Origin of the sequence: uncultured Enterovirga sp., from assembly GCF_964242715.1 — a bacterium.
Classification (GTDB): Bacteria; Pseudomonadota; Alphaproteobacteria; order Rhizobiales; family Beijerinckiaceae; genus Enterovirga.
The window spans coordinates 47563-69597 of sequence record NZ_CAXTAZ010000002.1; the positions used below are offsets into that span (position 1 = coordinate 47563).

Genomic DNA, 22035 nt, shown 5'->3' on the forward strand with positions numbered 1-22035 from the left:
CGATCAGCCTCCGAACATCGCGTTGGTCTCGTAGGAGAAGAAGCCGCGTCCCGACTTCCGGCCGAGCAGACCGGCCGCGACCATGCGGCGGAGCAGCGGCGGGGCCGCGGCCCGCGGATCCAGGGTCACCGGATAGAAGGCCTCGGAGAGCCGGATCTGGGTGTCGAGCCCGATCAGGTCGATCAGCTCGAGCGGCCCCATCTTGTAGCCGAGCCCCGCCTTGATCGCGCCGTCGATATCGGCCGGCTCGGCCACCCCGGCCTCGACCGCCCGGATGGCGTCGTTGTTGAACGGCACGAGGAGCGCGTTCAGGATGAAGCCGGGCTTGTCCTGCGTTTTAACCGGGATCTGGCCGCAGATTTCGGTCCAGGCCCAGGCCGTCGCGAAGGTCGCCTCCGAGGTCAGGATGCCGGGCGACATCTCGACGAGCTTCATCAGCTGCGCGGGCAGGCAGAAATGCATGCCGACGACCCGGTCCGGCCGGCTGCAGCCGGCCGCGATCTCGGTGATCGAGAGCGTCGAGGTGTTCGAGCCGAAGATGGTCTCGGGCGGGCAGATCCGGTCGAGCTGGCCGAGAAGGTCGCGCTTGGTCGTCAGGTCCTCGAAGACGGCCTCGATCACGAGGTCGCAGGCGGCGAGCGCCTCGATGTCGGTCGTCGTCTCCATGGCGGCCAGGATGCGATCGCGGTCGCCCGCCTCCATCTTGCCCCGCTCGACCGACTTGCCGAAGAAGCCGGCCGTCTGCTTGTGCGACCGCTGCAGGGCGTCGTCGGACCGGTCGTAGGAGATCGTCCGGAAGCCGGAGCGGGCCGCCACGATAGCGATGCCGGCGCCCATGGTACCGCCGGCGCCGCAGATCCCGACCGTGCGAATGGGATGGCTCATTTCGCTGCGAAGCTCCGGCCGATCAGCTGGCGATGGACCTGGTTCGTGCCCTCCCAGATCTGGGTGATCTTGGCGTCGCGCATCAGCCGCTCGACGCGGTAGTCGGTGCAATAGCCGTAGCCGCCATACATCTGCACGGCCTCGGTCGCGATCCGCATGGCGAGGTCGGAGCCCCGCATCTTGGCCATGGAGGCCTCGATGCCGAAATCGGTCGAGCCGGAATCGATCAGCCCGGCGACATAGTCGAGCCAGGCATCCGCCATGGCGAGGTCGGTCGCGAGGTCGGCGAGCGTGAACTGGTTGCCCTGGAAGTCGATCACCCGCCGGCCGCCCTGGCGGCGCTCGTTCATGTAGCCGACCGCGTCCTTGAAGGCGGCGTGGGCGATGCCGAGCGCGTGGGCGGCGACGCTCGGGCGCGACTTGTTGAGCGAGGAGAGGAGGATGCGGAGGCCGTCGCCGGGCTCGCCGATCAGGTTGGCACGCGGCACGCGGCAATCCGTGAAGCTGAGGGCCGCCGTGGAGGAGGCGCGGTGGCCCATCTTCTCCTCAAGCCGCACCACCTCGAAGCCGGGCGTGCCCTTCTCGAGGACCATGACCGAGATCGCGGCCTTGGCGTCGTCGATCTCGCTCCACTTGCCGAAGAGCAGGATCAGGTCGGCGACGTCGCCGCTCGTGATGAAGGTCTTGCCGCCGTCGATGACGATCTCGTCCCCGTCCGGCCGGAATGACGTCCGCATCCCGGTCGCGTCCGAGCCGGCACCGGGCTCCGTGATGGCGAGCGAACCGAGGCCGCCCTCCGCGATGCGGGGCAGGAGGCGCGCCTTCTGCTCCTCCGAGCCGACATCGATCAGCGGCTTCATGCCGTGATAGGTCGTGGCGTAGATGATGCCGGTCGAGGCGCAGGCCTCGGAGATGATCTTCACCACCGCCGCGTAGAGCCGGAAGGGCATCGGCGACCCGCCATAGGGCTCCGGCACGAAGAGGGCGTTCAGGCCGAGCTCGTTGATGGCCCGGACATTGTCCCAGGGGAATTCGCCGGACCGGTCATAGGCAGCCGCGTTCGGGGCGATCACGGTCTCGGCGAGGCGCCGCACCTGATCGAGGATGAGCTGCTCCGTATCGTCCCAGCCGCGCCGGCGCTCGAGTTGGTCGAAGATCTTCATCAGTGGTTCATGCCTTGGCCGCCGTCGACATAGATCGTCTCGCCGGTGAGATAGGCGATGTCCTCCTGGAAGAGGACACCGACCAGCCGGGCGATCTCGTCGGCACGGGCAGCGCGCTTCGCGGGGATGCGGCGCTCCATCCAGGCCTTCGTCTTGTCGCGGGCCAGGAAGTCGCGGTTCAAGTCGGTCTCGACATAGCCGGGCGCGATGTCGAGGACGCGGATGTCGTCCTTGGCCCATTCCACCGCAAGGCAGCGCGTCATCGCGCCGACGGCTGCCTTCGAGGCGCAATAGGCGAGGTTCTCGGCGACGCCGAGCTTGTCGAAGAAGGAGCCGATATTGACGATCATGCCGCCGCCCGCGCGGGCGAGATGCGGGTGGGCGATGCGGCTCGCGACGAAGACCGCGGTCGCGTTCAGCTGCATCACCTTCTCGAAATCGGCGGTCGCGAGGAGCGCGCTCGGCGCGGCGGTGTGCTGGCCGGCATTGTTGACGAGCCCGACGATGGGGCCCTCCTCGGCGAGGCTCGCGAAGGCGGCGGTGAGCGCCGCCTCGTCCGAGACGTCGCAGGCGATGGCGCGCCCCGCGCCGCCCGCGCCGGAGCGCGACAGGCCGGCGACGCGCGCGCCGCGGCGTTCGAGGTCGGTCGCGATCGCGGCGCCGATGCCGCGGCTCGCGCCGGTGACGACGATCCAGCCCTCACGCATCGCGGAACTCCGGTTTCCGCTTCTCGCTGAAGGCCGCCATGCCCTCCTCGGCATCCGCGGTCCGGTAGGCAAGGGTGGAGAGCTCCGCCTCGGCCTTGAGGCCCTCGGAGAGGGACAGGCTCGCGGCCCGCCGCACGGCATCGCGGGCGAAGCCCAGCACGGGCAGGCTGTAGGGCGTGAAGAGGCGCGCGAAGGCGATCGCCTCCTCGACCGGACCGCCGGTGACGACGCGGCTGACGAGCCCGATCCGCTCCGCCTCGTCGGCCGCGACGTTGCGGCCGCTCATGATCAGCTCGAGCGCCCGCGCCTCGCCGATCACGCGCGGCAGCCTCTGCGTGCCGCCATAGCCCGGGATCAGGCCGAGCTTGATCTCGGGAAGGCCCATCCTGGCATTCGGTGTCGCGATCCGGAAGGTGCAGGCGAGGGCGAGTTCGAGTCCGCCGCCGAAGGCGAAGCCGTTGATCGCGGCGACCGACGGGATCGGCAGCGCGTCGAGTTTCGCGAAGACGGCCTGGCCGAGTTCAGCGCCGCGCTTCTGTGCGACCAGGTCGCGCCCACGCAATTCCTTGATGTCGGCGCCGGCGCAGAAGGCCTTCGGACCCGCGCCCGTGACGACGAGCGCTCGGGCGTCGGATCGAGCGACCTCGTCGAGGGCGGCGCCGATCTCATCCAGGATCGCGAAGGAGAGGGCGTTCAGCGCCTCCTGCCGGTCGAGCGTGAGGAGCGCGATCTCGTCGCGGCGCTCCAGTCGGACGAAGCCCGTCATGCGGTCACCTTGGCGGCCGCCTGGAAGCGGACCGGTTCGGGCGCGAGTTCGCCGGACCGCACCTGGTCCATCAGCACGCGTTTCAGGATCTTGCCGCTCGCGGTGAGCGGGAAGGCTTCGACCTGCAGCCAGTATTCCGGCATGTCGTATTTCGACAGGCCTTCGTCGTGAAGGTGCGCCAGCGCCTCGTCGGACGAGACGGCGCCGATGATCGCGAGGCAGACACGCTCGCCGAGGCGCTCGTCCGGGACCGAGAAGGCGGCAGCCTTGACGATCGCTGGATGGCGAAGGGCGAGCGCCTCGATCTGCGCCGGGTAGATGTTGTGACCGCCCCGGATGATCAGGTCCTTGATGCGTCCCTCGATCCGAAGATTGCCGGCCTCGTCCAGGATGCCGAGGTCGCCCGACAGGAACCAGCCCTCGCGGTTGAAGCTGCCCTCGGTCGCGGCCTGGTTGCCGAGATAGCCGAGCATCAGCGCCGCACCCTTGCCGCCGATATGGCCGACCTCGCCCGCGCCGACCTCCCGGTCCGGATCGCCGGGGTCGAACAGCTTGACCTCATAGGCCCGCCCGCCGCGGCCACAGGTGGAAACGACGGTCGCGGTCTCGTCGCCCGGGTGGGTGTATTGATGCGACGAGTTTTCGGTCATGCCGTAGACGTTCTGCGGCCGGATACCCTGACGGACGAAGGCTTCGGCGACCGAGGGCGGGATCGGTGCCCCGGCCATGTAGAAGACCTCGACGGCGCCGAGCCGGGTAAGGCCGCGCTCGCGCTGGGCGGCCAGAATGTCCATCGCGTGCGTCGGCACGCCCATGACGTAGGTCGCGCCGGTCTCCAGGATCCAGTCGAGACGCCCGGTCCCGGGCGGCGGATCGTCGGTGATCAGCTCGCAGCCGGCGACCAGCCATTGCGCCACCGCCACCCAGGCGATGTGGTGAGAGAGCGGCGAGAGGGTCAGGAGCTTCGTATGCTGGCCGTGGCCCCAGTCGCGGACGAGGTCGCGGGCATTGGCGAGGAGCGAATTGTCGGAATGCATCACGCATTTCGGCGCGCCGGTCGTGCCCGACGTGAAGGCCAGATAGGCGATCTTGTCCGGATCGGCGACATGAGGGGAGGGTGGCGCCCCCGCCTCGCCCGGCAGCGTTCCGTCGGGATAAGTCACGGCGAGGCCCGGCAGATCGGCGAGGAGGCCGTCGAGATCGCTCGTGGTCCGGTCCGCGCCCCAGCCCGGCTCCGTCACGAAGGCCTTGCTGCCGAGCGTACGGAGCAGCCCCACGATCTCGGAGGAGCGATAGGTGCGATGAAGAGACGGGTTGCAGGCGATCCCTTCGCGCGACGCGGCCAGGAAGGAGACCACGACCTCGACCCGGTTCGAAGCCCAGATCGAAAGGCGGTCGCCGGCGGAAAGGCCGCGAAGACGCAGGTCCGCCGCGAACCCGTCAACCCATGTGAGGAGCTCACGCCAGGTGAGAATCCGCCGTCCGTCCCGCAGAGCCGCCGCGTCCGGGCGGGCCGCCGCCGCGTCAGTGAGGAGCGTGTAGAACGTGTCAGCGCGCCACGTACCGTCCTCGTAGAAGCGCCGCGCTTGGGCCGGATGGTGCAGGGTGAGGAAGGGCCGCATGCCGCTCAGTGACCGAACCGGCTCGGATCGGGCTTCCGTTTCTCTCGGAACGAGGCCGACAATTCGTGACTCTCGTCGGTCTCGAGATAGGTTCGCAGGAGGAGGTCGTGCGCCACCCGGGCGAGGCCGCTCACGCCGCCGTGGCGGGCGTTGAAGGCGCCCTTGATCGAGGCGAGCGCGAAGGGACCGCGATCGGCCGCTTCGAGCGCGAAGGCGCGCGTCGCCGCCTTCAGCTGGTCGTCCGGCACGACCCGGTTGATCATCCCCATCTCCAGCGCCTCGCGCGCGGAGATCTTGGGGTTGCAGAACCAGATCTCCTTCGCCTTCTTCTTGCCGACGAGGTCTTCCAGGTACCAGGTGCCGTAGCCGGCATCGAAGGAGCCCATCATCGGGCCGACCTGGCGGAAGACGGCGCTCTCCTTGGCGATCGTCATGTCGCAGACGACCTGGAGCACGTTGCCGCCGCCGACCGCGAAGCCGTTCACGCTCGCGATGACGGGTTTTTGGAGCCGATCGATCGCCTCGTACATTTCGAGCGTCGGCAGGACGCCCGCATAGAGGGTCGTGTCCTCCATGCCGTCCTTCCGGCCGCCGATGCAGAAGAAGCGGTCGCCCGCGCCCGTGATCACGATCACCCGGGTCCGCGTCTCGCGCCGGATCTCGTTGATGCAGTCGCGGATCTCGTGACACATGTCGACCGTGAACATGTTGCCGTCGTCTGGACGGTTCAGCGTGATCGTCCCGATCGGGCCGTCTTCTTCGTAGAGAATGGTCTGGAAGGTCATGACGAAATCCGTGAGGGGCAGCTAGAGCGGCGGAATCGAAGCCCGGCCGTTCGGAATGGGTCCCGGCGCAGCGGGGCGTGAGGCGTCTGGCTTTCGACCGAGCCACTCGGCGAGAACCTCGTCGGTATGCGCGCCGAGAAGCGGCGGCATCCGGCGCGGCCGGTTTGGGGCGCCGTCGACCGTGAACCCCGTGCCGACCTGCGGCACGATCCGGCCGGGCTCCTCAAGCCGGAAGAACATGCCGCGCGCGATCAGTTCCTCGTCCGCCGCGACCTCGTCGACCCGGTTGATCGGACCGGCCGGGATCCGGGCGGCCTGGAACAGGTCAAGCCAATGCGCGCGCGGTTTCCGGAGCAGACGCTCCTGGATGTCGGCCACGATCTCGGCGCGCCGGGCACGACGGTCGGCGTTCGAGGCCGTGCCGGCAGCTGAGGCGCGTTCGGGTTCGCCCAGGGCTTCCCAGAAGCGGCGCCAGAGATTGTCGCTGCCGAGCCCGAGGGTGATCGGCAGGTCGGCCGTATCGAAGGCCTGGTAGACCGCGATGACGCTGTCCGTGCCGCCGCTGCGGGAGGGCACCTCGCCGGAGCCGAGATAAGGCACGATGCGGCAGGAGAGAAAGCGCGTCATGCTCTCCACCAGGGAGACCCCGATCACGGCGCCCTTGCCCGTCTGCATCCGGCCGAACAGAGCCGCGATGGCGGCCATCGCGGCGTCATGGCCGGCCAGCATGTCGGCGGCCGGGGCACCGACCTTCTGCGCCGCCCCGTCGGGCGAGCCCGTGACGTCCATCACGCCCGAATAGCCTTCCGCGATGAGGTCGTAGCAGGTCCAGTCCGCGCGCGTGCCGTCGAGCCCGAAACCCGTGATCGAGACGTAGACGACGTCCTCGCGCAGGACCTTGACCTGGTCCGGGCCGATCCCGAGCTTGCGGGCGACGCGCGGAGGCTGGTTCACCAGCACCACGTCGGCCTGCGCGATCAGCTCGCGCAAAGCGGCCGCGCCCGGGCCATCCGCGTAGTCCAGCGCGACGCTGCGCTTGTTCCGGTTCACGGCCAGGAACCAGAGCGATTCACCATCGAGGAACGGCGGGCCCCAGCCGCGCGCGTCGTCGCCCTGCTTGCGCTCGATCTTCACGACATCCGCGCCGAAATCGCCGAGCAGCATCGCGGCGTACGGACCGGCGATCGATGTCGTGAGGTCGAGAACCTTCACGCCAGCCAGGAACCCGAAGGGCTGGCCCGCCGGAAGGGGCAGCCGATGGCCGGGGGGGCCGGCGCGCTCAGCCCGATCTTCCGCCTCTCGTCCCGTCACGCCCCACTCCCGTTTGCCCGGAGGCAGCAACCGTTATGCCAAGGGCGTTGCCCCCTGAACGACGGCCCACGATGTCGGCCTCGCGGACACGGATTGCGGTTCTGACCGTGGGAGGGACACGCGAGAGACGGGCGGCGCCCTCTCACACCGTGACGCGAGGTGGCATGGCCTCTGCTCACGGGTGCGGACGGGATTCGGTGGCCGTACGCAACGGGAAAGCGCGCCACCACGGCGTGTCCCGAACGACAGGGAGGATGTGACGTGAAGAGAGGAGCAATCGCGACGGCGCTCGCCGTAGTGCTCGCCAGTTTCGGCCCGCCGGCGGCGGCGCAGGTCTCGGACGACGTCGTCCGGGTCGGCGTCCTGGACGACATGTCGGGTCCCTATGCCGACCTGCAGGGTCCGGGCGACGTCGTCGCCGTGAAGATGGCGGTCGAGGATTTCGGCGGCATGGTGCTCGGCAAGAAGATCGAGGTTCTCGACGCCGACCTGCAGAACAAGGCCGACGTCGGGGCCGCGATCGCACGGCGCTGGTACGACATCGACAAGGTCGATGCGATCCTGGGCCTCGGCAATTCGGCGGTCGCCATCGCCGTGCAGGGAATCACGCGCGAGAAGAACAAGATCAACATCACGACGTCGGCCGGCACGACCGAGCTCACCGGCAAGGCCTGTTCGCCGAACGCGATCCACTGGACCTACGACACCTACGCGCTGGCAAACGGCACGGCGAGCGCCATCATGAGCCGCGGGGGCGGCGACCGCTGGTTCTTCATCACGGCCGACTACGCCTTCGGCCACTCGCTCGAGCGGGATGCGATCGGGGTGCTGAAGAAGGCCGGCAAGGAGGTGGTCGGAGCCGTCCGGGCGCCGCTCAACAGCCCCGATTTCTCGTCCTATCTCCTCCAGGCGCAGGCTTCGAAGGCCCAGGTCATCGGCCTCGCCAATGCCGGCGCGGACACGATCAACGCGATCAAGCAGGCCGCGGAATTCGGCATCGTGGCCTCCGGACAGAAGCTTGCGGGCCTCCTCGTCCTGATCACGGACATCAAGGCGCTCGGCCTCCAGGCGGCGCAGGGCCTCCAGTTCACGGAAGCCTATTACTGGGACCAGAACGACGAGACCCGCGCCTTCGCCAAGCGTTTCGCGGAGCGTCACGGCGGTAAGCCGCCGACCATGTTCCAGGCCGGGATCTACGGAGCCGCGATGCATTACCTGAAGGCCGTACGCGAGGCGAAGACGGACGAGGCCGGTCCGGTCATGGAGGTCATGCGCAAGACCCCGGTCGACGACTTCATGACCAAGGGAGCGAAGATCCGCGAAGATGGGCGCCTGATGCGCGACATGTACCTGATGGAGGCCAAGAAGCCCTCCGAATCGAAGGCGCCCTGGGACCTGATGAAGGTCGTGGCCACGATCCCGGGCGAGCAGGCCTATCGGTCGCTGGCCGAAACGGAATGCCCGCTCGTCAAGAAGTAGAGGAGGCCCGAGGCGAAGCGGGCGATCAGGCGTCCGCCTCGCCGAGGATCTTGTAGAGGTAGGAGCGGGAGATGCCGAGCTCCTGCGCAACCCGCTTCTTGTTGCCCCTGAGCTGCTGCATGGCGTCTCGCACGAGCTCGGCCTCGACCTCCAGCACGACATCCCGGAGCGGCTTGAGCCCGCCCCGGCGCGAGGCGCCCGCCGGGCGAAGCTGCGGCACCTCCGCCCTGAAGGTCGCCTCGCCGTGGCGGACCAGGGTGTCGGCGTCGATGCGGTCGCGCTCGGCGAAAACAAAGGCCCGTTCGATCTCGTGGCGGAGCTGGCGCACGTTTCCCGGCCATGGCTGCTCGCAGAGGTAGGAAATGGCGTCGGCCGTGATCTCGGGCGCGGGCTTCCCGTGCCGGCGGGACACGTCCTGCAGAAAGTGGGTAGTCAGCCCCTCGATATCCTCGACACGGGAGCGCAGGGGCGGGACCTCGATCGTGATCGGGGCAATCCGGTAATAGAGGTCGAGGCGGAAGAGGCCCTCCGACACCCGGGAATGCAGGTCGCGGTTCGTCGCCGTCACGAGCCTGAAATCCACCTCGCGGGGCCGCTCGCTGCCGACCCGTTCGACGAGCTTGTCCTGCAGGACGCGCAGGAGCTTCACCTGCACCTCGGACGGCATGTCGCCGATCTCGTCGAGGAAGATCGTGCCCCCCGCCGCCTGTTCGAACTTGCCCTTGCGGCCCTTCTTGTCGGCCCCCGTGAAGGAGCCCGCCTCGTAGCCGAAGAGTTCGGATTCGACGAGAGTCGCGGGAAGCGCGGCCGCGTTGACCATGATGATCGGCGAGTTCCGGCGCAGGCTCAGGCGGTGGAGGGCCTGCGCGACCAGTTCCTTGCCGGTGCCGCTCTCGCCATGGATGAGGACCGGGATCTCGAGCGGAGCCAGCTTCCGGATTTCGGTCCGGAGCCTCTGCATCCCGGCGCTCGTGCCGATCAGGTCGTCGAGATTGGCATCCTGCTCCTGCAGGCTCGCCGCCTCGCGTCGGTAAAACTCCACCTCGCGCTCCAGCGCATTGATGCGGCGGCTTAGCGCCTCGACCTGTTCCGGGCCCTTGAACATGATCCGGCCGACGGCGCCGACCACCTTGCCGTCCTGGCTGATCGGCACGCGCGAGACGACGCGCTCGAACCCCTTCATGCGCTGGATCTGGCCGATCTCCGCCTTGCCGCTGGCGACGACCTTGTCGAGCCGGGTGTTCTCGATGATCTTCGAGACCGGGTGGCCGTTCCCCTCGCCACTGGCGAGGCCGAAGAAGCTCTCGTGCACCGGCGAGAGATAGACGACGCGGGCCTCGGCATCGACGACCGTCATCGCCTCGAACGGGTCTGTGAGCAGGTGCTCGAAAATCTCGTGCGCGAAGTCGACGCAGCCGAGGAAGGTCATCAGCGCGTCGCCGGCTGGTTCGCTGACCAGGAACAAGGTCCCCTCCGCAAAGGGCGTGGCGACGACGATCCAGCGCTGGCGGTCGATCTGGATCGGCCGCAGCCGCTTCCGGACCGCCTCCTCGAGCCAGTCCGGATCGGTCGTCAGGCTGCGAATGCGGGAATCCTGGCCCAGTCCGCAGGCGAAACTGATCCGGCCGTCACGACCGACGACGACGACGCCCTGTATCAAAGAACCTGTCCTCCCGGACGTCCAACGGTGTTCTGTGTCTTTCTTGCGGACATCTTAGCCGTCTGCAGCCGCCTGGCAACCTGCGGCACGGTGCGGCACGAGACTTGTAGACCCGGGCATCGAGGGCGCCGAGGCGAACGCCGCAACAGGGGAGGCCGGATGACCATGGACCCGCAGACCGCCACAGGCTCGGCCGCCCCCCGTCCGGCTTTGGGTCCGACCCTGACCCTCACGATCCAGGACGCCTCCTCATGGCGCCCGCTGTCGAACGGTGGTCCTGCCGAGATCTGGACGGGCGGACGCGTGGTCGGCGGTACGCTCGACCGGCTCTTGCGGGGCAAGCCCGAGGGGTCCACCCTTCGATGCTGGCTCGCCCGGACCGAGCCGGGTTCCCCGCCGTCCGGCGACCAGCCCGACGATTGCGTGGCGGCCTGGGACCTCGAGGCGCTGGCGCCGGAGCCGATCGCCTGGCCGGAGGATGCCGGGGCCCTGTTCGTCGTCACCATGGACATCGCGCCGGAGGCCGAGGGCGAGTTCAACGACTGGTATGACACCGAGCACATTCCGGCCCTGGTCCAGGTTCCCGGCGTTCTCTCCGGGCGCCGCTTCAGGGCCTTGCGCGGGGCTCCCCGCTACGTCGCGATCTACCACCTCGTCGGCCCGGACAGCTATGGCTCGGACGTCTGGTGCGCGGCCGACCGAACACCATGGATCCAGAGGCTCCGGCGCTACCAGAGCAACCGAGCGTACTTCATGTTCCGGCCGGGAGAGCCAGGGCGGGCGGCACGCTGGGATCAGCAGCGATGACCGGCATCCTCGCCGTCTGGAACGACCGCGCCGACGAGATCGCGGCCGATTACGAGCGCTGGTACCAGACCGACCACGTTCCGGAGCGGCTGGCCGTCCCGGGCTTCCGGTCGGCCCGCCGCTATGAGGCGACCGACGGGGATCGCGCCTTCTTCACCTTCTACGAAATGGACGGCGCGGCCGTGCTGAAGAGCCCCGCCTACACGGCTTGCCTGTCCTCTCCGAGCGAGATGACCCGAACGATCATGCCGCGCTTCCTCGGCATGATCCGCTCCGTTTTCGAGGAGGACGCTCAGCCGGGCGGAGCCGGCACGGAGATCGTCGGGGGCGCAGCGGTCGTGCTCCGCTTCCACGGCACCACGCCCGGGCGGCTGCCCGCCATCGACGGGGCGGGGCTGAATCCGGCCGAGATACTCCGCATCCGGCTCTGGCGCGCTGCGCCCAGCCAGGATGCGCCGCCGGACACGACGGAATCCCGTATCAGGCCAGGCCGCGACGAGGCGGCTCGGGGCGCGATCGTGGTGGAGACGATGCGGGTCGAGACGGCGGAGCGGCTGCGCCGGGTCCTCGGGGCCTTGCCCGAAGCCGCGGGCGCCTCCATCGGCTGTTTCCGGCTGCTCTGCGCCTTCCGCAATCCCGACCGGGAGACCGGGACGCCGATGCCGCGCTAGGTCGGCCGCCGGACGAGGGTTCATCCGCGCCGACGGTGACCTGTCCTGACCGACTGTTGGCTCTCCTGCCGGCCCCTGGACTGTTCGCGGCGGCGGCTCCGGCTGTCCACCGGATGGACACTTGCGGGAACGTGGCAGGCCGGCGACGAGTGATGTGGCCTCGCCATTGCGGAGGCGAACCGACTGACCCGACACAGGAGCGGCGCTTGGACGTGAAGACAGACGAGAGCCGTATCGCGGGGGCCTGGAGGGCACGCTACGGCGACTCGGCGCCGCCATCCCGGATGCCCTGGAACGAGACCGTCGCGCTGCTGCTCAGCCACCATTCGGTGCGGGCCTATCGCCCCGATCCGCTTCCGGAGGGAACCCTGGCCATGCTGGTCGCCGCCGCACAATCGGCCGCGACCTCGTCCAACATGCAGACTTGGTCGATGGTGGCGGTCACCGATCCGAACCGGAAGGCTGCACTCGCGAAAGTGGCTGCCGACCAGAAGCATATCGAGCAATGCCCGCTCTTCCTGGTCTTCCTGGCGGACCTGTCGCGGGCCGACCGGATCGCCGGGCGCCAGGGCGAACCGCTCGATGGGCTTCCCTATCTCGAGACGTTCCTGGTCGCCTCGATCGACGCGGCGCTCGCCGCCCAGAACGCGGTCGTGGCGGCCGAGTCGCTCGGACTCGCGACGGTCTATATCGGGGCGTTGCGGAACGGGCCCGAGACCGTCGCGGCCGAACTCGGCCTGCCGCAAGGCGCTGTCGGCATCTTCGGCCTTTGCGTCGGCTATGCCGAAGAGGCCGTGCCGGCCGGCATCAGGCCGCGACTGCCTCAGGCCGCGATCCTGCACCACGAGCGCTACGATCTCGCGAGCGAGGCCGCCGTCATCTCGGATTACGATCGCACGTTCGAGGCCTCCCGCCACGGTGGCGGCGGAGCCTGGACCGCGCGGGTCCGCAACCGACTGGGTCGCCTCGCGTCCCTCGCGGGACGGGAGACCCTGCGGGAGAGCCTGAACCGGCTCGGCTTCCCGCTTCGGTAAGGCGCGGCCACCGGCCCGGGCTCGCGCGGCCCCGGGATCCTGGGTTCCGGCGATCCTGGCGTCCCGGGATCAGCGGAGCCAGGGATCACGTTCCTTCTGGGTCACGATCGGCGCCGAGCCTGCGCGACCTTGTTCTCGGCCTCGGATTGCGCGAGGGGAGGCCCGTGCCGGCTCAGCCGGCGTGACCACCTTGCGGCCAGACCGATGATTCATGTGAGCTTCCCCGACGGCGCCCGGCGCGAGTTCCCGGACGGGACCACCGCGGCCGACGTCGCGGGCGCGATCTCGAAGTCCCTCGCGAAGCGCGCCATGGCCGCGAAGGTCGACGGCCGCCTCTCCGACCTCTCCGCCCCGGTGCCGGACGGCGCGACGGTCGAGATCGTGACGCGCGAGGCCGCGGACGCGCTCGAAATCATCCGCCACGACACCGCGCATGTGATGGCTGAGGCCGTGCAGGATCTCTATCCGGGCACCCAGGTCACGATCGGCCCGGTGATCGAGAGCGGCTTCTATTACGACTTCGCCCGCGACGAGCCCTTCCACCCTGAGGACCTCGCCCGGATCGAGGCCCGGATGCGGGAGATCATCGCCCGCAACAATCCGATCACCTGCGAGACCTGGTCGCGCGAAGAGGCCAGGGCCTGGTTCGCTGACAAGGGCGAGCGCTACAAGCTCGAACTCATCGATGCGATCCCGGAGGACCAGGCGCTCCGGATCTATCGGCAGGGCGAGTGGCTCGACCTCTGCCGCGGCCCGCACGGCGCCTCGACGGGCGGCATCGGCAACGGCTTCAAGCTCCTCAAGCTCGCCGGCGCCTATTGGCGCGGCGACTCGAACAACCCGATGCTCCAGCGCATCTACGGCACGGCCTGGGCGAGCGAGGCCGATCTCAAACAGTATCTCACGATGCTGGAGGAGGCCGAGAAGCGCGACCACCGCCGGCTCGGCCGAGAGATGAACCTCTTCCACTTCCAGGAGGAGGGGCCGGGCGTCGTCTTCTGGCACCCGAAGGGCTGGACCATGTTCCAGGCCCTGATCGCCTATATGCGCCGCCGCCTGGGCAAGCTCGACTACCAGGAGGTGAACGCCCCGCAGCTCCTCGACGCCTCCCTCTGGCAGACCTCGGGCCACTGGGAATGGTACCGGGAGAGCATGTTCATGGCCCAGTCGGCCGGGGACGAGACGGAGGACAAGCGCGTCTTCGCCCTGAAGCCGATGAACTGCCCCGGCCACATCCAGATCTTCAAGCAGGGTGTGAAGTCCTACCGCGATCTGCCTACGCGGTATGCCGAATTCGGCAACGTGCACCGCTACGAGCCGTCCGGTGCGCTGCATGGCCTGATGCGGGTCCGGGGCTTCACCCAGGATGACGCCCACGTCTTCTGCACGGACGCGCAGATGGCCGAGGAATGCCTGAAGATCAACGATCTGATCCTCTCGACCTATGCCGATTTCGGCTTCGAGGAGGTGGTCGTGAAGCTCTCGACGCGACCGGACAAGCGGGTGGGGTCGGACGACCTCTGGGACCGCGCCGAGGCCGTGATGCGGGAGGTCCTGGCCACGATCGAGGAACAGTCGGGCGGCCGGGTGAAGACCGCCATCAACCCGGGCGAGGGCGCCTTCTACGGCCCCAAATTCGAATACGTCCTCCGCGACGCCATCGGCCGCGACTGGCAATGCGGCACGACCCAGGTCGACTTCAACCTGCCGGAGCGGTTCGGCGCCACCTTCATCGACTCGGACGGGGCGAAGAAGCTGCCGGTCATGATCCACCGGGCGATCTGCGGCTCGATGGAGCGCTTCCTCGGCATCCTGATCGAGCATTATTCCGGGCATTTCCCGCTCTGGCTCGCGCCGGTCCAGGTCGTGGTCGCGACGATCACGTCGGATGCCGATCCCTATGCCGAGGAGGTCGTGGCCGCTGCCAAGAAGGCCGGCCTCCGGGTCGAGGCGGATCTCCGCAACGAGAAGATCAACTACAAGGTCCGCGAGCATTCGCTGGCCAAGGTTCCCGTGCTGCTGGTTCTCGGGCGCCGTGAGGCGGAGGAGCGGCGGGTCTCGATCCGCCGGCTCGGATCGAAGGACCAGACCGGGATGAGCCTCGATGAGGCGCTCGCGGCGCTGCGGGATGAGGCCGTGCCGCCGGACCTCAGGACCGCGTAGCGGCGCGGTCGCGCCGGCCTGTGCTCCTCTTCCTGAGATGCCCGGCGAAGCGGGCCTCGAGGGGGAGGCGGCGGGGCGCGAACCAGGGGTGACAGCTACCGTTCGGCCGGCCCGGGGAATTGGGGGAGGCCGTCGCCCAAAACGGCCCAGCCGGGTTTCGATGCCGTCCAGCTGTGATCCTTCGGCGGCACGGCGCCGGGATCGTCCAGGCTCGCGATCGTCACGTCCACCTCATCGGGCGTATCGTCGAGCTCGAAGGTCAGCGAGGTGCCACAGGTGCCGCAGAAGCGTCGGGTGACGCCGGGGCTCGAACGATAGGAGGCGGGCTCTCCGGCAACGAAGCGAAAGGCGGCCCGCTTCACGCTGAACCACGCGACCTCGGCGGCACCGACGCTGCGCCGGCAATCGGCGCAGTGGCAGATCGTCTCGTGGAACGGGTGCGCCTCCGCCTGGTAGCGCACCCGTCCGCATTGGCAATGGCCGCCGAGCAAAGGCTAGCCGCCCCGGGCCCGGGCCCGGATCATGTAGTTGTCGTAGGTGTATTCGGCGACCTGGAACCAGAGATATTCCTCGTTCCGGAATGCCCGCATGTTCTCCCAGACCTTCTTGAAGTCCGCGTTCTTGGCCATGGTCTCGTCGTAGAACTCGCTGGACGCCTTGTAGCAGGCGTCCAGGATCTCCGGGCTGAAGGGCCGGAGCTGGGCACCGCCGCCGACGAGCCGGCGTAGGGCGGCCGGGTTCTTCGCGTCGTATTTGGCCGTCATGTCGATATTGGCGTAGGCGGCCGCCGCCTCGACGATGGCCCGGTAGCTCTTCGGGACGGCCGCGAGCTTCTCCTTGTTGAACCAGAACTTGATCATGGCCCCGCCTTCCCACCAGCCAGGGTAGTAGTAGAAGGGCGCGACCTTGTTGAAGCCCAGCTTCTCGTCGTCATAGGGGCCGACCCATTCGGCCGCGTCGATCGTGCCGCGCTCGAGCGCCGGGTAGATGTCGCCGCCCGGGATCTGCTGCGGCACGACGCCGAGCTTCTGCAGGACGTTGCCGGCGAGGCCGGCGATCCGCATCTTGAGCCCGTTCAGGTCGGCGACCGTCTTGATCTCCTTGCGGAACCAGCCGCCCATCTGCGTGCCGGTATTGCCGCCCGGCAGGGCGTAGAGCCCGGACTTGCCATAGAACTCGTTGGCGAGTTCCAGGCCGCCGTTATGGTAATACCAGGAATTCTGCTGGCGGGTATTTAACCCGAAGGGCGCCGCCGTCAGGATGCCGAAGGTCGGGTCCTTGCCGACGTAATAATAGGACGCCGTATGGGCCATCTCGACGGTGTTGTTCGCCACCGCGTCGATCGCCTGTGCCGTCCCGACGATCTCGCCGGCCGCGAAGGGCTGGATCTGGAACCGCCCGTCGGTCGCTTCGGAGACGTATTTCGTGAAGAGATCCGCGGCGCCGTAGATGGTGTCCAGCGATTTCGGGAAGCCCGAGGTCAGGCGCCAGCGGATCTCCGGCATCGACGTCGCCACGGCCGGGGAGGCCACCGGATTGGTGACCGCGGGTGCCGTCGTCTGAGCCTGGGCAGTCTGGGTCGTCGCACCGGCCACGACCGCCGCGGCGCCCGCGCTCATGAATTGTCGACGCTTCATGTTTCCTCCGACGTTATGGTGATGGTCGCCCTGGGGCGGCGCGAGAAAGCGGCATGGATCAGCCGCCTGCTGACGATGGACGGCTCTTACCACGATCGGACAGGAGGGCCAGCCCTGCCGCGCCTCAGGCGGTAAGCCGCATGGCGAGGCTCAGGAGGGCCCGGTCGTTCAGGATCACCATCCGTTCGCGCGGCTTCAGCCATTCCACCGCCTCGGCGATGGTGGCGGCGTCGATGATCTTCGCCTCCGCCAACACGCGTTCGATCTCGAATTCACCCCGCTGCCGATGCGGTCGATGCGGCAGCATCGCCTCGTGCCGGTCGCGCAGATCCGGGTCGCCGTGCAGGACGACAAGCGCGTCCTGGTCGTCGAAGCCGCGCTTCGCATTCTCGGCCTGAAGGGCGTTCGCCTGGGCCACGATCTCGGGCGGCCGGCTCTCGTCAGGGGTGAGGAGGAGCCCCAGGCGCTTCAGCACGAGCCCCGTCGCGAGCGAACCCGAGAGCCAGGAGATCGGGATCGCGAGGACGAGGCCGATGATCGTCGGGGACATCCACAGGAACAGCGACGTCGCGATCAGGAAGGCCGAAAGGCCGGCCACGATCCCGAGCATGGTGTGCCAGCGGTGGCGCCGCACGATGTCCCGCAGCGGGATCGAGCCGTCGTCTCGACGCTGCGGGTTCCAGCCGGTGTCGCCGCCGACCAGGATCTGGAACACTGATCCCGACTGCACGAGCATCAGGATCGGGGCGATCAGGGCGGAGAGGATGAGCTCGATCAGGAAGGACAGGGTGAGCCGGATCGTGCCGCCGCAGGCCCGGCGCTTCGCGCCGTCGGCCAGCATCAGGATGAGGCCGAAGACCTTCGGGGCGAGCAGGATGCCCATCGTGAGGGCGAACAGCCAAAGGGCGCGCTCGGGATCGAATCGGGGCCAGGACGGGAACAGGCGGAAATCGCGGCTGAAATATTCCGGCCGGATGTAGGTCGTCTGCAGGACGAGCGCGATACCGACGACGAGCTGCAGCAGCCAGAAGGGCGAGGCGAGATAGGCCATGATGCCGGTCGCGAAATGCTGTCGGGTCGCGAGTTTCAGGCCGCGCGCGCCGATGATGCGCGAATGCTGGAGGTTGCCCTGGCACCAGCGCCGGTCTCGGACGGAGAGGTCGATCAGCGAGGGCGGGCTTTCCTCGTAGCTCCCGGCGAGGTCGGGCAGCATGTAGACCGACCATCCCGCGCGCCGGATCAGGGCCGCCTCGACGAAATCGTGGCTGAGGATGTGCCCGCCGAAAGGCGGCTTCCCCTTGAGGTCCGGCAGCCCGCAATGGTCCGCGAAGGCCCGCGTCCGGATGATCGCGTTGTGGCCCCAGTAATTGCCGTCGCGCCCGGACCAGGAATCGAGGCCCGTCGCGATCACCGGACCGGCGACGCGGGCTGCGAATTGCTGCAGCCGGGCGAGGAGCGTGTTCCGGTTCACGAGGAGGGGAAGCGTCTGGATGATGCCTGCCCGTGGATCGGCCTCCATCGCCTCCGTCAGCGCGAGGATGCAGGCGCCCGTCATCAGGCTGTCGGCGTCGAGCACGATCATGTGCTCGTAGTCGCCGCCCCAACGGGTGACGAAGTCGGCGATGTTGCCGGCCTTGCGGTGATGGTTCTTCTCGCGGTGCCGGTAGAAGAGGCGTGCGCCGGGACCGATCTTGTCCCGGAGCGCCATGAAGGCGCGCTCCTCCGCGACCCAGGCATCCGGGTTCGTCGAATCCGACAGGATGAAATAGTCGAAGGCCGATCCCTGGCCGGTCGCCTCGACCGAGAGCCGGATCGCTTCTACGGCCGCGAAGGTACGGGAGGTCTGCTCGTTATAGACCGGCATCACGATCGCGGTCCGGGTCGTCAACGGAAGCCGCGCCGGGTCGGGCCGTGAGCGACGAAGCGCGAGTTTCACGAAACCGAGCACCGCGCTCGTGAAGGCGAGCGCGATCCAGGAAAAGTTGACGACGAAGAGCGCGAGCAGCCCGTACTGGAGGACCGTCGTCCGACTGACCGAGACGACATAATACATCTCGCGCGCGCCGTAGGCGGTCAGGAGCGCGGCTCCTCCGTAGACGAACGCGCGGGCGAGCCAGGGTGCGGCTGAGACCGGGCGGCGTGCTGCCGACGCGGCGCTGTCCTCGGCACTCCATCGCGACAAGGACTGGGTCGGCATGGAGAGCCCGCTCTCGGGCGGAAGATGGGGCTCCGGATGCGGGTTCACGACTTGCGGCAGCCGGACCTCGGCTACGGCGTCCAACGATAAAGCCATGTCTCGCTCAGCGGTTTCGCTCCCGATTGCAGCACCAGCCTCATCTCGCAAGCATTATCACCGCCGGGATCGAGGTCGAACCCGACCCGGACGGATTTCCGCTCGGCGTAGAGCCAGGTGCGCTGGTTCTGGATCAATCCCGGCGCGGTGGTCAGGGCGACCTTCAGGTCCGGGATCGCGGCGCCGAGCGCCTCGCCTCCGAATTCGACGATGAACCTCCGGCGGCGCCCGCCCGGCCCCCGTCCGGACCGGGTCGAGGTCACGGTCGCGAGTTGGGGTCGGTCGGGCGGCGCCCAAGACCAGAATTGCCGGTAGGCGAGGGTGACCTCCGAGCCGGCCTGCATCGCGGCCTTGGGCCGCCAATAGGCCAGGATGTTCTTGTTGATCTCCGAATCGGACGGGATCTCGATCAGCTGCACGGCACCCTGCGACCAATCCCCGATCGGCTCGATCCAGAGGCTCGGCCGCGCCTCGAAATGCTGGACGTCGTCCTGGAACGCCCCGAAATCGCGCTCGCGCTGCAGGAGGCCGAAACCCTTCGGGTTGTCGTCCAGAAAGGCCGAGATCTGCAGGGTGTCGGGGTTGTTCAGCGGACGCCAGAGCCATTCGCCCTGGCCGTTCAGGATGCTCAGCCCTGAGGCGTCGTAGACGGCGGGCCGGAGGTCGTCGATGCCGCGCCGGACATTCGGTCCGTAGAGAAAGGTCGCGCCCATGCCGCCGAACCCGACATGTTCGAGATTCACGCGCGGGAAGAGCGTCGTCTCGACGTCCACGATCGTCGCCTCGCCCGGCCGGAAGGTCATCCGGACCGAGCCCGCGACGGATTCCGAATCGACGAGCCCGTGGATGACGAGCGCATTCGTGCCCGCGACCGGCCGCTCGAGCCAGAAGGCCCGGAAAATGGGGAATTCCTCGCCCCTCGTTTCGGCCGGCTTCAGGGCGAGAGCGCGGGCGACGATGCCGAGATTCTGGCCCCGGGCCGCCGCCCGGAAGAACGTCGCGCCCTGGATGAGCGCGAATTCGAAGGGCGGCCCTCCCGCGCCGACGGCGTCGAGCCGGAACCCGGAAAACCCCGGATCGGGGGCATTCGCCGGCACGGCGAGCCCGCCGAAATCGAAGCGGCCCTTGTCGAACATGATCCGGCGGACCTGCCCGTCCTCGACGGTGAACAGCGTCACGGCGGTCGTGAACACGAAGCCGCGCGCCAGCGGCTCGACCACGAAGCCCCGGTTCTCGCCATCCCAGATCCGTCCGGACGGGAGGGACTTGATCGCGACGTAGCGCTCGTAATTCAGCCCGGCAAAGGGTTCCGGGAGATCGTTCGGAGGCGGGACGAAGGCGCGTTTCGACAGAGCTCGGGCGAGTTCCGTGACGGAGCCCGGCTCGAAACGCTGGCCTTCGCCGAGGGCGTTCTGGATCAGCGCCTGAGGCGTGTTCGCCTGCGCGAGCGCCGACCCCGCCGGAAGCGCGGCCGCGACCCATCCGGCACCGAGCGAGGCCACCACCTCTCGTCGCCCGGGCTGGGCGACGGCTTTCGGCTTCTCCATCAACGTCCGCCCCGCGCGGCTGCGCTGGTTTGCGGATCGCGAGAGTGTTGCGATAGGTGCCGGCGGAACATCAGAACGTTCCGTCGAGACAAGACCATGAGTGACGCACCTTCAAACGAGCCCGCTTCGCGAGGCCGGTCGTGCTTAGCAATCATCCTGGCGGCTGGCGAGGGCACCCGGATGCGTTCGGCGCTGCCGAAGGTGCTTCACAGGATCGCCGGCCGGACCATGCTGGCGCATGTGCTCTCCGCCGTGACCGAGGCGGGATCGAATGAGGTCGCGATCGTGGTCGGGCCCGGTCGGGACGATGTCGCGGCGGCCTCGCGGGCCGTCTTGCCGGCCGCCGTGATCGTCACGCAGGCCGAGCGCCTCGGCACCGCGCATGCCGTTCTGGCGGCACGCGGATCGATGCTCGCCGGCGTGGACGACGTCGTGGTGGCCTTTGCCGATACGCCCCTCGTCACCGCGTCGACCATCGCCCGGCTGCGCAGGCCGCTCGCCGAGGGTGCGGCGATGGCGGTGCTCGGTTTCGAGGCCGCGAACCCGACCGGCTACGGCCGGCTCCTCCTCGAAGGCCAGCGGCTCGTCGCGATCCGGGAGGAGCGCGACGCCTCCGACGAGGAGCGCCGCGTCACCCTTTGCAACGCCGGCCTGATGGCGCTCCGGGGCGATGTCGCCCTGTCGCTGCTGGAGGCGATCGGCAACACCAATGCCAAGGGCGAGTATTACCTGACCGACGCGGTCGAGATCGCGGCCGCGCGGGGAGAGCGGGCCGTGGTCGTGACCGCGCCCGAGGCCGAGGTCGCCGGCGTGAACGACCGGGCGCAGCTCGCGTCGGCCGAAGCCGCGTTGCAGTCGCGCCTGCGGGCCGCCGTCATGGCGGCGGGCGTCACGCTCGTCGCGCCCGAGACGGTGTTTCTCTCCTCCGACACCCGCATCGGCCGCGACGTGACGGTCGAGCCGAATGTCTGGTTCGGACCCGGCGTGACGGTCGGCGAAGGCGCGGTCATTCGGGCCTTCTCCCACATCGAGGGTGCCGAGATCGGGGAGGGCGCGATCGTCGGCCCCTTCGCCCGCCTGCGTCCCGGCGCCGTGCTGCGCGAGGGAGTGCATATCGGCAACTTCGTCGAGGTGAAGAACGCGGTGCTCGGCGCCGGCGTGAAGGCCAACCACCTCGCCTATCTCGGCGACGCCGCCATTGGTGCCGGCACGAATGTCGGTGCCGGTACGATCACCTGCAATTACGACGGACGGGCCAAGCACCGGACCACCATCGGGGAGGGCGCCTTCATCGGCACGAACAGCTCCCTCGTCGCGCCGGTGAGCATCGGCGACCGGGCCTATGTCGGCTCGGGCTCCGTCATCACGGATGACGTCCCGGCGGACGCGCTCGCGATCGGGCGCGGACGCCAGGTCGTGAAAGCGGGCTGGGTGACGTCGCAGAAGACGTGACCCGAAGGGTTTGCGACGTTGCGGTAACAGCTCGTCATGTATCTTGATTGGTC

18 protein-coding genes are annotated in these 22035 nt (G+C 68.6%); 6 read left to right on the forward strand and 12 right to left on the reverse strand.

Annotated features, from left to right (window positions below; translation table 11 throughout):
• Positions 1-3: 3 nt before the first annotated feature.
• The 7 genes from ACFE87_RS01685 to ACFE87_RS01715 are packed head-to-tail and all read right to left on the reverse strand — an operon-like array spanning position 4 to position 7239.
• Positions 4-885, reverse strand: a complete 882-nt coding sequence (locus tag ACFE87_RS01685) for a 3-hydroxyacyl-CoA dehydrogenase family protein (RefSeq protein WP_375457874.1) — start codon at positions 883-885, stop codon at positions 4-6.
• Positions 882-2048, reverse strand: a complete 1167-nt coding sequence (locus ACFE87_RS01690) for an acyl-CoA dehydrogenase family protein (RefSeq protein WP_375457875.1) — start codon at positions 2046-2048, stop codon at positions 882-884. The genes ACFE87_RS01685 and ACFE87_RS01690 overlap by 4 nt, the downstream gene beginning before the upstream one ends.
• Positions 2048-2755 carry an SDR family NAD(P)-dependent oxidoreductase gene (locus tag ACFE87_RS01695; protein WP_375457876.1) on the reverse strand — a complete coding sequence of 236 codons (708 nt, stop codon included), beginning with the start codon at positions 2753-2755 and terminating at the stop codon, positions 2048-2050. Before ACFE87_RS01695 ends, ACFE87_RS01690 begins: the two co-directional genes overlap by 1 nt.
• Positions 2748-3521, reverse strand: coding sequence for an enoyl-CoA hydratase/isomerase family protein (locus ACFE87_RS01700; protein WP_375457877.1), 774 nt, complete (start codon positions 3519-3521; stop codon positions 2748-2750). Before ACFE87_RS01700 ends, ACFE87_RS01695 begins: the two co-directional genes overlap by 8 nt.
• The gene (locus ACFE87_RS01705; protein WP_375457878.1) at positions 3518-5143 is read right to left on the reverse strand and encodes a class I adenylate-forming enzyme family protein; all 1626 of its coding nucleotides are present in this window, start codon (positions 5141-5143) and stop codon (positions 3518-3520) included. The genes ACFE87_RS01700 and ACFE87_RS01705 overlap by 4 nt, the downstream gene beginning before the upstream one ends.
• A gap of 5 nt (positions 5144-5148) precedes the next feature.
• Complete coding sequence (locus tag ACFE87_RS01710; RefSeq protein ID WP_375457879.1) at positions 5149-5928, reverse strand: enoyl-CoA hydratase-related protein; 780 nt, start codon at positions 5926-5928, stop codon at positions 5149-5151.
• A 21-nt stretch (positions 5929-5949) separates the two neighbouring features.
• Positions 5950-7239 (reverse strand): CaiB/BaiF CoA transferase family protein, encoded by a 1290-nt coding sequence (locus tag ACFE87_RS01715; RefSeq protein WP_375457880.1) that lies wholly within the window; start codon positions 7237-7239, stop codon positions 5950-5952.
• 261 nt (positions 7240-7500) lie between these two features.
• Between ACFE87_RS01715 and ACFE87_RS01720 the strand changes: the two genes are divergently transcribed.
• The gene (locus tag ACFE87_RS01720) at positions 7501-8718 is read left to right on the forward strand and encodes an ABC transporter substrate-binding protein (RefSeq protein ID WP_375457881.1); all 1218 of its coding nucleotides are present in this window, start codon (positions 7501-7503) and stop codon (positions 8716-8718) included.
• Positions 8719-8743: 25 nt separating this feature from the next.
• On the opposite strand, the gene ACFE87_RS01725 is transcribed toward ACFE87_RS01720, so the two are convergent.
• The gene (locus ACFE87_RS01725) at positions 8744-10378 is read right to left on the reverse strand and encodes a sigma-54 interaction domain-containing protein (RefSeq protein ID WP_375457882.1); all 1635 of its coding nucleotides are present in this window, start codon (positions 10376-10378) and stop codon (positions 8744-8746) included.
• A 159-nt stretch (positions 10379-10537) separates the two neighbouring features.
• Between ACFE87_RS01725 and ACFE87_RS01730 the strand changes: the two genes are divergently transcribed.
• The 4 genes from ACFE87_RS01730 to thrS all read left to right on the forward strand — a co-directional run bounded on the left by ACFE87_RS01730 (position 10538) and on the right by thrS (position 15053).
• Positions 10538-11185: a hypothetical protein gene (locus tag ACFE87_RS01730; protein ID WP_375457883.1), complete on the forward strand. Its 648-nt coding sequence runs from the start codon at positions 10538-10540 to the stop codon at positions 11183-11185.
• Positions 11182-11856 (forward strand): hypothetical protein, encoded by a 675-nt coding sequence (locus tag ACFE87_RS01735; protein WP_375457884.1) that lies wholly within the window; start codon positions 11182-11184, stop codon positions 11854-11856. The genes ACFE87_RS01730 and ACFE87_RS01735 overlap by 4 nt, the downstream gene beginning before the upstream one ends.
• 212 nt (positions 11857-12068) lie before the next feature.
• Positions 12069-12890, forward strand: coding sequence for an NADPH-dependent oxidoreductase (locus tag ACFE87_RS01740; RefSeq protein ID WP_375457998.1), 822 nt, complete (start codon positions 12069-12071; stop codon positions 12888-12890).
• 204 nt (positions 12891-13094) lie between these two features.
• On the forward strand, positions 13095-15053 hold the full coding sequence (gene thrS / locus ACFE87_RS01745) for a threonine--tRNA ligase (RefSeq protein WP_375457885.1): 1959 nt from the start codon (positions 13095-13097) through the stop codon (positions 15051-15053).
• Positions 15054-15148: 95 nt separating this feature from the next.
• On the opposite strand, the gene ACFE87_RS01750 is transcribed toward thrS, so the two are convergent.
• The 4 genes from ACFE87_RS01750 to ACFE87_RS01765 all read right to left on the reverse strand — a co-directional run bounded on the left by ACFE87_RS01750 (position 15149) and on the right by ACFE87_RS01765 (position 20530).
• Complete coding sequence (locus ACFE87_RS01750) at positions 15149-15514, reverse strand: GFA family protein (protein WP_375457886.1); 366 nt, start codon at positions 15512-15514, stop codon at positions 15149-15151.
• A gap of 33 nt (positions 15515-15547) precedes the next feature.
• On the reverse strand, positions 15548-16690 hold the full coding sequence (locus ACFE87_RS01755; protein WP_375457887.1) for a TRAP transporter substrate-binding protein: 1143 nt from the start codon (positions 16688-16690) through the stop codon (positions 15548-15550).
• Between the two features lie 124 nt (positions 16691-16814).
• The gene (mdoH, locus tag ACFE87_RS01760; protein WP_375457888.1) at positions 16815-18983 is read right to left on the reverse strand and encodes a glucans biosynthesis glucosyltransferase MdoH; all 2169 of its coding nucleotides are present in this window, start codon (positions 18981-18983) and stop codon (positions 16815-16817) included.
• Positions 18959-20530, reverse strand: a complete 1572-nt coding sequence (locus ACFE87_RS01765) for a glucan biosynthesis protein (protein WP_375457889.1) — start codon at positions 20528-20530, stop codon at positions 18959-18961. The genes mdoH and ACFE87_RS01765 overlap by 25 nt, the downstream gene beginning before the upstream one ends.
• 96 nt (positions 20531-20626) lie before the next feature.
• Between ACFE87_RS01765 and glmU the strand changes: the two genes are divergently transcribed.
• Positions 20627-21982, forward strand: coding sequence for a bifunctional UDP-N-acetylglucosamine diphosphorylase/glucosamine-1-phosphate N-acetyltransferase GlmU (gene glmU, locus ACFE87_RS01770; RefSeq protein WP_375457890.1), 1356 nt, complete (start codon positions 20627-20629; stop codon positions 21980-21982).
• Positions 21983-22035: the final 53 nt, after the last annotated feature.